Here is a 7,929-nt window from a genome sequence, read left to right as displayed (position 1 = left end):
CGGGTGCTCGGCCACCTTGAAGCGCCGGCCCAGGGTATCGGGCACCAGGCCATCGATGGCCACGGGCTCGAGCCATTCGCCGTTGAGGCGCAGCAGCGCCACTGCATCGGCGGGCAGCAGGGTGCGCAGGGCCGCAAGCAGGCGGCGCAGGCGCTCGCGCTCGGGCAGCTCCTGGGCCAGATCGGCCACCAGCGGAATCACGGCGTTGAGGATTTTGGAGGATGTCAAAACGACTCTAGGTGTCAAAAACACAGCATTTAGATGATGTCAGTATGACTGCATGCATTGTGCAATATATTGATATTCCACAAACCCGGTGTTGGCACGCTGCATGCATTGTCAAGACCAACCACATGCAAGGAGAGTTAGATGCTGAGCGATAGCCAAAAACAGATCATCCAGGCCACCGTCCCGCTGCTGGAGACCGGCGGAGAGGCGCTGACCACGCACTTCTACCAGATGATGCTGAGCGAGTACCCCGAGGTGCGCCCGCTCTTCAACCAGGCCCACCAGCAAAGCGGTGCCCAGCCCCGTGCGCTGGCCCATAGCGTGCTGATGTATGCCAAGCACATCGACAAGCTGGAGAACCTGGGCGACCTGCCCGCGCAGATCATCAACAAGCATGTGGCGCTGCAGGTGCAGCCGGACCAGTACCAGATCGTTGGCAGCTGCCTGCTGCGTGCGATCCGCGAGGTGCTGGGCGCCGAGATCGCCACCGATGCGGTGATCGATGCCTGGGCCGCTGCCTACACCCAGCTGGCCGACATCCTGATCGCCGCCGAGGCCAAGGCCTATGACGACATTGCCCAGGCCGAAGGCGGCTGGCGCGGTGCGCGCACTTTCAAGCTGGTGCAAAAGGTGGCCGAGAGCGCCGAGATCAGCTCCTTCTACCTGGAGCCGGTCGACGGCAAGGCGGTAATCGCCCACCAGCCGGGCCAGTACATCGGCCTGCGCGCCATCGTGGGTGGCACCGAGCAGCGCCGCAACTACTCGCTGTCGGCCCCGAGCAATGGCCGCAGCTACCGCATCAGCGTCAAGCGCGAGCCCGGTGGCAAGGTCTCCAACTACCTGCATGACCTGCAAGTGGGCGACACCTTGGAGCTGTTTGCACCGGCTGGCCATTTCACCTTGCAGGCGAGCGAGCGCCCCCTGGTGCTGATCAGCGGCGGCGTGGGCATCACCCCCACGTTGCCGATGCTCGAAGCCGCGCTGCAGACCGAGCGCCCCATCACCTTTATCCACTGCGCGCGTGGCAGTGCCGTGCACGCCTTCCGCCCTCAGATCGATGCGCTGGCCCAGGCGCACCGCCAGCTGCAGCCGCTCTATGTGTACGACAAGGTGGCCGAGGGCGAGGCGGTGGCTGCCCAGGGCCATCTGACCGAGGACCTGCTGGGCCAGTGGCTGCCGGCCTCGCGCGATGCCGATGTCTACTTTCTCGGCCCCAAGCCCTTTATGCGCTCGGTCAAGGCCTCGCTGCGCAAGCTCGGCGTGCCCGATGCCCAGGTGCGCTATGAGTTCTTTGGCCCGGCCGAGGCGCTGGCCTGATCGCAAGCTTCTGAAGCGCTGAGGCGCGCGGCATCGACCGCGCCACATACAAAAACCCGAGCCATGCTCGCCTTGAAAGGCCAGCCTGGGTCGGGTTTTCGTTTTACCGGGCCGCATTCTATGCAGCCCAGCGGGGGGCGATCAGGCCAGGACTCAGTCCTTGTAATAGGCCTCGACCTTGCCCTTGAGCTTGATCAGCAGGGGCTTGCCCTTGCGGTCCACGGTCTTGCCGGCGGGCACCTTGACCCAGCCTTCGCTCACGCAGTATTCCTCGACGTCCACGCGCTCGGTGCCGTTGAAGCGGATGCCGATGTCATGGTTGAAGACTTCGCGCACAAAGTGCGGGCTCTTGGGGTCGATGGACAGGTGGTCGGGCAGTTCGGGGCGGGCAGTGGTATTGGTCATGGTTGGTGCAGAAGAGAACGCGGCCCTGGGCCGCACAGGCCGCCATTGTCCACACTTTGGCGGCACCTCGCATGGTGGAGGGAAACGAGGGGAGATGGCAGGCAAGAGGCAGGCAAACCGCGCAGTTGGCTGACTTGGCAAGCCCCGCTGCTTGCCGCTACAGTGGTCGCCATGCCTTTGCTACTGACCGACGAGCAGCAGCGTTTGCTGCGCCGCGCCAAGCTCACCCCCTTGCTGCTGCTGCTGCTGGTGGCCTTGCTGTTCATCGTGGCCAGCTGGTGCCTGGGCCAGCCCTTTGCGCAGTCACGCCACTGGCAGCTGGCGCTGCGCTGCCTGCGCGCGATGACCGAAGCGGGCATGGTTGGCGCGCTGGCCGACTGGTTTGCGGTGGCCGCGCTCTTCAAGCACATCCCGATACCGTGGATCTCGCGGCACACGGCCATCATTCCGCGCAACAAGGACCGCATTGGCGAGAACCTGGCCGTCTTTGTGCGCGAGCGCTTTCTCGATGGCGACTCGCTGGTGCAACTGGTGCGCACGCACCAGCCGGCCGACAAACTGGCGCAGTGGCTCAAGTCGCCGGCCAATGCCGAGCTGCTGGGCCACCAGGTGGCGCGCCTGGCCGCCGCTGCGCTGGCCACCGTGCAGGATGCGCAGGTCGAGCGCTTTATCAAGCTGGCGCTGCGCACCTTGCTCGGCCAGATCGATCTGTCGCAGTCGCTGTCCAAGGTGCTGGCGGTGCTGACGCACAACGGCCGCCACCAGGTGCTGCTGGCGCAGGCGCTGGACAAGCTCGTCGAGCTGCTGCACGAGGCCGAGACCCGCGCCCTGATCGCGCAGACCATTGCGCATTGGCTCAAGACCGAGCACCCACTCAAGGAAAAGATGCTGCCCACCGGCTGGCTCAGTGACAAGGGCTCGGCGATGATTGCCAGCAGCCTGGAGCACCTGCTCGACGCGATTGCCGACAACCCCAGCCATGTGCTGCGCGCCAAGTTTGACCAGACCATGCAGGAATGGGTGGAGCGCCTGGCCCAGGATCCTGCCTGGCATGCCAAGGGCGAAGAAGTGCGCCGCTACCTGCAGCATGACCCCGCTGTCGGCCAGTATGTGCAGGAGCTGTGGCAAAGCCTGCGCGCCAGCCTGCAGGCCGACCTGGCCAACGAGCATTCGGCGATGGCGCGCAATGTGCGCGGCATGGGACTGTGGCTGGGCAAGTCGCTGGCGGGCGACGCGGCGCTGCGCACCGCGCTCAATACGCGCATGGAGCTGTGGGTGCGGGAGCTGGCGCCCGAGATTTCGCAGTTCTTCGGCACCCATATTGCCGATACCGTCAAACGCTGGGATGCGCGCGAGCTGGGCGAGCTGATCGAGTGGAACATTGGCCGCGACCTGCAGTACATCCGCATCAATGGCACCTTGGTGGGCGGGCTGATCGGCTTTGCGCTGTTCTGGCTGGGCTGGCTCGTGAACCACCTGGGCGCGGGTTCCGTGTAGGCAAAACCGCAACAGTGGGCGGCATCTATGCTTCACGCCGGCTTCACATTAGTCAACACTTCTTTATCGTTCTATATAATAAGAAGCATTCGCATTTGCTAAGCGTCAATCCACGTTCTTCGTTGCCCAGCCAGGTGGCGCCAGCCATCTCCATGCCGCACAGCCCGGCATGCACGCCAGGGCGGCCCAGGCTCAGCCCGTTCTGCCCCTGCCGCGCCGCGACTGACAGCGCCAACCCCCGCGAATAACCGCTGGCCCCGCGCCTGCGCTTTTGCCTGCCCGTCACGAGCGAGCAGGTGGCGCTGCCGCATGCCATACCTTGATCTGAACCGGAGCTTTTCCATGACCGCCCGCCCCCTCTGTGCAGCCCTTGCTGCCCGCCCTTCCTTGCTGTTGCACGCCAGCCCATCGCCGCGCAGTGCCGTGCCCCATGCATGGCGCGCCACGGCGCTGGTGGCCGCTGCCCTGCTGGCTGCGGGCCCTGCGCTGGCGCAGACCGAGGCGGAGGCCGACAAGACCTTGTCGACCGTGGTGGTGACGGCCTCGGGCTTTGAACAGGCGGTGGAAGATGCACCGGCCTCGATCACGGTGATTCCGCGCCAGGAGCTGGAGAAAAAGGCCTACCGCGATGTGACCGATGCGCTGCGCGATGTGCCCGGCGTGGTGATCACCGGTGGCGGCAGCTCCAGCGACATCAGCATCCGGGGCATGGCCTCGAACTACACGATGATCCTGGTGGATGGCAAGCCGCAGAACTCGCGCGAGACCCGCCCCAACAGCGATGGCGCCGGCATCGAGCAAGGCTGGCTGCCACCGCTCAGCGCCATCGAGCGCATCGAGGTGGTGCGCGGCCCCATGTCCTCGCTCTACGGATCGGACGCGATGGGCGGTGTGGTCAACATCATCACGCGCAAGGTGGCCAAGCAGTGGACGGGTACCTTGAGCGCCGAGACCACGCAGCAGGAATCCTCTGCCTCGGGCGATATCTACCAGAGCAATTTCTACCTGGCCGGCCCGATCAAGAGCGAGGTGCTGGGCCTGCAGATCTACGGCCAGAAATCGCGCCGCCTCGAAGACAAGTTTGTTGGCGGCTTCAATGAGCAGGACAGCAGCTCGGGCACCGCCAAGCTCACACTCACACCCAACAAGGACCACGACCTGGCGCTCGAAGTGGGCCGCACCCTGCAGGACCGCTATGCAACGGCCGGCAAGAGCGCGAGCCGCGCCTCCAGCTACTCGGACTATGCGCGCAACCACATCGCCCTCTCGCACACCGGGCGCTGGGGCTTTGGCACCTCGACCACCTACCTGCAGCACGAGGAGATCGACAACCCCGGCCGCCAGATGAACCTCAAGAACACCGAGTTCAACAGCCAGATCGTGCTGCCGATCGGCGAGCGCAACCTGACCACCTTGGGCCTGAGCTACAAGCATGAAAAGCTGATGGACAACGGCAACCAGATGAAGGTGGACAACCCGATCAACACGCTCAAGCGCTACCAGTGGGCGCTGTTTGCCGAAAACGAATGGAAGGTGACCGATGCGATTGCGCTGACCACCGGCCTGCGCATGAACCATGACCAGAACTACGGCACCGATTGGACGCCGCGCGTCTATGGCGTCTGGCATGCAACGCCCGAGTGGAGCGTCAAGGGCGGTATCTCGACCGGCTTCAAATCGCCCAGCCTGCGCGCTGCGGTGGCCGATTGGGGCCAGATCACCGGCGGCGGTGGCGACCCGGCCATCATCCGAGGCAACCCCAACCTCAAGCCCGAGAAAAGCACCAGCCAGGAGCTGGGCGTGATCTGGGACAACCGCCGCGATTTCACCGGCAGCCTGACCTTGTTCAACACCGATTTCAAGGACAAGATCACCGAGGTGCGCAGCTGTGAGGACACCGAGGGCGGCGGCCGCGCCATCGTCACCGGCAACTGCACGGTGCTGGGCACGCCCTACAAGTTCATCAGCGACCGCACCAATGTCGACAAGGCCACCATGCGCGGCGTGGAAGCGACTGCGACCTGGAAGGCCAGCGAGGCGCTGCGCCTGGCGGCCAACTACACCTTCACCCGTTCGGAGCAAAAGAGCGGCAACTTTGCCGGCCAGCCGCTCAACAAGATGCCCAAGCACATGCTCAACGCCACCCTGGATTGGCAGGGCACGGACAAGCTGGGCGTCTGGAGCCGCCTCAACTTCCGGGGCAAGAGCTCGGATTACCTGAGCCGCACCTCGATGGCCAAGGGCACGCCGTCCTTCAGCTTCATGGACCTGGGCCTGAACTATGCCTACAGCAAGGATGTGCGTTTCAGCACCGGCATCTACAACCTGTTCGACAAGCGGGTCGATAGCGCCACCTATGACGCGGTCTATGACGGCCGCCGTTACTGGGCCAAGGTGACGGTGGGTTTCTAAGCTTGTAGCTTTTAAACCATAGCCAAGCGCTGGTGCCGCAGGATGGCGCCAGTGCTTGCAAACCCGCGCCATCCCTGGCTTTCACACAGAAGTCAGGCGGCGCGGCATGGTTGCGCCCGAAATAACTTTACAGTTGCGAAACTTCGCAAACCGTAACAATTCTTCATCAATCTCTATAATGAGAACTATTCGCATATAAACGTCTCGCGTCCCTCTTGCTGCCTATCGCGCGATAGCGCAGCCATGCCTTCCCGGGACGGCGCCCTGACAAGCGCCGTGACCGCAGACCTGCACAACAAGCGAAGCATCGCTGGCCCGCCACCAGTGCCTGCGGGTGGTCTCCATCTGCTGGCGCCTGGGGCGTGCTGTTGTCTACCTGATTACCGATTTTTCCCATGTCCTCCTCTGCCCCGTTGGCAGCGGGTCGCGCGCCAGCACGGCCTCTGCGTCTTGATTTCCACCCACTGCCATCGGCGCCCCAGCGCCATGCACTGCGCGCCATCGCGGGCGTGGTGGCCGGCATGCTGGTCCATGGCGCAGCGGCCGCGCAGGCGGCCGATGCCACCGATGTTGCCGAGCAAGCTGCCAGCGACAAAACGCTGGGCACCGTGGTGGTGACAGCCGCAGGCTTTGAGCAGGAAGTGACCCAGGCGCCGGCCTCGATCACCGTGATTCCGCGCGAGAAGCTCGAGCAGGGCGCGTACAGCAATCTGCACGATGCGCTGCGCGATGTGCCCGGCGTCATCATGACGCCGTCGGACAACAACTCCAACGACATCAGCCTGCGCGGCATGGGTGCCAACTACACCTTGATCCTGGTGGACGGCAAGCGCATGAGCACGCGCGAGACCCAGACCAATGGCTCGACGGGGACCGACCAAAGCTGGGTGCCGCCGCTCGAGGCCATCGAACGCATCGAGGTGGTGCGCGGGCCCATGTCCTCGCTCTACGGCTCGGACGCGATGGGCGGCGTGGTCAACATCATCACGCGCAAGGTGGCCAAAAAGTGGCATGGCTCGCTGCGTGCCGATGCGACCTTGCAGGAGCGCTCCGCATCCGGCAATGCCTACCAGAGCAACTTCTACCTCTCGGGCCCGATCAAGGAAGAGCTGCTGGGCATCAGCCTCTACGGCAACTACAGCAAGCGCGGCGAAGACCGCATCTACCAGGGCTACAACGACAGCGACACCAAGGCGCTCAACGCCCGCATTGCGCTCACGCCCAACAAGGACCACGACATCATTGCCGAGCTGGGATCGGCCAGGCAGCACTTCATCTCCACCCCCGGCAAGACCTTGCTGGAGACTGGCGAGCTGTCCGACCGCAAGTTCGAGCGCGAGAACTACTCGCTGCAGCACAAGGGCCGCTGGGGCTGGGCGTCGTCCGATACCTATGTGCAGCATGAGAAGACGCGCAATATCTCGCGCGAGATGACCATCAAGAACACGGTGGCCAACAGCAGCTGGGTGATTCCGGTGGGCGACGCCCACATCGTCAGCACCGGCCTGTACTACAACCAGCAGGACCTGACCGACACCACCACCAACACCTTGCCCGGCAGCAACCGCACCACCGCCGACCGCACCCAGTACGCCTGGTTTGCCGAAGACGAATGGCGCCTGCGCGAGGACTTTGCGCTGACTGGCGGCCTGCGCTATGACCACGACAGCAAGGGCGGCTCGCAATGGAGCCCGCGCCTCTATGGCGTGTGGAACCTGAGCCCGCGCTGGACCGTCAAGGGCGGTGTCTCCACCGGCTTCCGCGCGCCATCGCTGCGCCAGACCCTGGGCGACTGGGGCCAGGCCAGCCGGGGCGGCAATATCTACGGCAACCCGGATCTGAAGCCGGAAAAATCGCTGTCCAAGGAAGTGGGCGTGCTCTACAACGATGGCGCCGGCCTGTCGGCAGGCCTGACGGTGTTTGACAACGACTTCCGCGACAAGATCACCCGCATTGCCTGCCCCGAATGCGGCCCCTTGAATGCGTCCGGCAACACGCCCACGACCAATATCAATATCGACAAGGCGGTGACGCGCGGCATCGAGGCAACGCTGACCATGCCGCTGGCGC

The 7,929-nt window shown here is 64.4% G+C and carries 4 protein-coding genes and 2 pseudogenes; 4 read left to right on the top strand and 2 right to left on the bottom strand.

Going from position 1 to position 7,929, the window contains the following annotated elements; all coding sequences use genetic code 11:
• Nucleotides 1–228 (bottom strand): annotated as a pseudogene (locus tag H928_RS0107860) (nitric oxide reductase transcription regulator); the annotation flags it as partial.
• A gap of 141 nt (nucleotides 229–369) precedes the next feature.
• Here H928_RS0107860 and hmpA point away from each other — a divergent pair.
• The gene (gene hmpA, locus H928_RS0107855; RefSeq protein ID WP_021025985.1) at nucleotides 370–1,545 is read left to right on the top strand and encodes an NO-inducible flavohemoprotein; all 1,176 of its coding nucleotides are present in this window, start codon (nucleotides 370–372) and stop codon (nucleotides 1,543–1,545) included.
• Between the two features lie 153 nt (nucleotides 1,546–1,698).
• Here the strand turns inward: hmpA and H928_RS0107850 are convergent, their stop codons facing one another.
• Nucleotides 1,699–1,950 (bottom strand): DUF3297 family protein, encoded by a 252-nt coding sequence (locus H928_RS0107850; RefSeq protein WP_021025984.1) that lies wholly within the window; start codon nucleotides 1,948–1,950, stop codon nucleotides 1,699–1,701.
• 171 nt (nucleotides 1,951–2,121) lie between these two features.
• On the opposite strand from H928_RS0107850, the gene H928_RS26720 reads away from it, so the two are divergent.
• The 3 genes and pseudogenes from H928_RS26720 to H928_RS26715 all read left to right on the top strand — a co-directional run.
• Nucleotides 2,122–3,447: a DUF445 domain-containing protein gene (locus H928_RS26720; protein WP_021025983.1), complete on the top strand. Its 1,326-nt coding sequence runs from the start codon at nucleotides 2,122–2,124 to the stop codon at nucleotides 3,445–3,447.
• 342 nt (nucleotides 3,448–3,789) lie between these two features.
• Entirely contained in the window at nucleotides 3,790–5,859 is a 2,070-nt protein-coding gene (locus H928_RS0107840) for a ligand-gated channel protein (protein WP_084635734.1), read from the top strand.
• A 395-nt stretch (nucleotides 5,860–6,254) separates the two neighbouring features.
• A pseudogene (locus tag H928_RS26715) lies at nucleotides 6,255–7,929 on the top strand (TonB-dependent receptor domain-containing protein); the annotation flags it as partial.

This window comes from Comamonas sp. B-9, from assembly GCF_000410635.1.
In the GTDB taxonomy this organism is placed as follows: domain Bacteria; phylum Pseudomonadota; class Gammaproteobacteria; order Burkholderiales; family Burkholderiaceae_C; genus Comamonas.
Note: the sequence above shows the minus strand (reverse complement) of the source record. Positions and strands in the feature narration are given on the sequence as shown.